We start from the raw sequence: 1,923 nt of genomic DNA on the forward strand, positions 1-1,923 counted from the left end.
TCCCAGATGTCCGAGCTGACCCCGAGGGACGGAATGCCGATCACGAGGAACACGCCCACCCCGCTGAGCAGCCACTTGATCTGCTGGCGCCGGTCGGTACCCGCGCGCCGCCAGGCCAGCACCTGGCGCACGATGGCGGCCACGCACAGCACGGCCACCCCGGCGAAGCCCGCGAGAGTGGCGCTAGTGGACAGCGGGGCGGCGATGACCGCGGTGCCGTCCGAACTGATCCGCAGCCGGTGACCGAGCAGCCCGGCCACGATCCCGATCTCGTTCGCCGCCACGGCGTAGACCGCGAGCGCGAGGACGCAGGCGACAAGCCGGCGCCAGCGCCGTGACGGCAGCCGGCCGTCAGGGAAGAGCAGCACGATCAGCGGCAGCATGAAGATGGCGAGTAGCCCTACCTGGGCCGCCGCGAGCGCGACCGCGCCGAACGGAAGATGACGGTGCTGCGGGTACACGAGCGTGGCATAGCCGCCGGCGGTCAGCGTGATCAGGAAGCACAAGGCAGTGCCAAGCAGCAGGTATCCGATTGGGTTGCGGCGCTGGAAACGCGCCACGACCAGGCCCACCGCGGCCATGATGAGGAACATCAGTCCGAGCGCGAACCCGCCGATCGTCGACCCGGCCGACCCAGGACCTGTCTGCGAGCCGAGGTACGGGGCGGTGGCGAGCAGCGCCACCACAGCCGCGGCCATGGCCATGGCCACCTTCGGCCAGGGAGGCCGCGACCGCGCCGCCCGCGTCGCCTGCGCGGTGCCTGTCATGACGCGACCTCTCCAATCCACAGCGACAGGCGCGCGGGCTCGAGCGCCTGCTGGACGGTCTCGCCCAGGTCGAGCGTGGTCGCGTCGGGATCGGCCGTGTCCTGCAGCCGGGCGGCGAAGGCCGCCACGATCAGGTCCGCGTCGTAGCGGGCTCGGTTGAACCGGCGGTCGACGGCGTGCTGCACCCGCCGCCGCACCGGGTTGAACGCGGCCGCCGCCGCCAGCGTCGACACCGCCACCGCCACCTCGGAAGAGAACCGCAGCTCCCTGGTCGCCAGCAGGACCAGGCCCGCGTACGCCCCGGCGAGCAGCACGGTGACTGCGCCGTAGGCGAGCGTGCGGCTGATGAGGCGGTCGATGTCGTACAGCCGGTACCGCAAGACGGCCACGCCGATGCCGATCGGCAGCGCCGCCACCATCGCGAAGCCGATGCCGCCGACCACGCCAAGGAAACCGGTGGGGTTGCTGAACGCGATGGACAGGGCCAGCCCGGGCATGGCGACGGCGGTGCCGCTCAGCAGCCATTTGAGCTGCTGGCGGCGTTCTCCCGTGGACCGCCTGAACCGCACCGCCTGCCCGGCGAGCGAGCCGATCGCGATGGCTATCAGCAGCACGAAGAACACGATCTGGACGATGCCCCACCATTCGGTGTCACCGTGCGGGCTGTCGATGCTAACCAGGCCCCCGCTAGAGTCGACGCGCACCTGCCCGGCGGCGATGGCGCCGATCGTGATCGCCACGGCGCCGCCCGCCCAGACCGCGCCGATCGCCAGGTAGACCCGGAGGATCCAGCGCAGCCGCGGCGACGGCAGCCTCCCGTCGGGAAACAGCAAGACGGCGAGCCCGAAAGAGACAATGCCCGGCGCCCAGCTCGGCTGCAGCACCAGCGCGACGGCGCCCAGCGGCAGGTGGTGCCCCAGCCGGTAATCCAACTCGGCGTAGTACGCGGCGGCGAAGTTGAGTGCGACCAGCACGCTGCCGGCCAGCAGCAGCCACCCCATGGCGTTGCGCGGCTGGCGGAGCGCGACGAGCAGGCCCACCGCCGCGAACGCGAGGGTGACCAGTGTGGAGGCGACGATCTGGGGGTTGAGCTGGCCGGCCATGCTGGCCAGCGGGAACGTGGCCACCACCACCGCGAACGCGAGGCAGCCGAGTC

At 71.7% G+C, this 1,923-nt stretch carries 1 protein-coding gene and 1 pseudogene; both read right to left on the reverse strand.

The features are described 5' to 3' along the window. A partial coding sequence (locus tag WA805_RS21385) for a hypothetical protein (RefSeq protein WP_425243213.1) occupies nucleotides 1–767 on the reverse strand: 767 nt, incomplete at its 3' end. After that, nucleotides 764–1,923, reverse strand: a pseudogene (locus WA805_RS21390) (hypothetical protein); the annotation flags it as partial. The pseudogene WA805_RS21390 and the gene WA805_RS21385, both read right to left, overlap by 4 nt.

It is taken from the genome of Trebonia sp. (assembly GCF_049794275.1).
In the GTDB taxonomy this organism is placed as follows: Bacteria; Actinomycetota; Actinomycetes; order Streptosporangiales; family Streptosporangiaceae; genus Trebonia.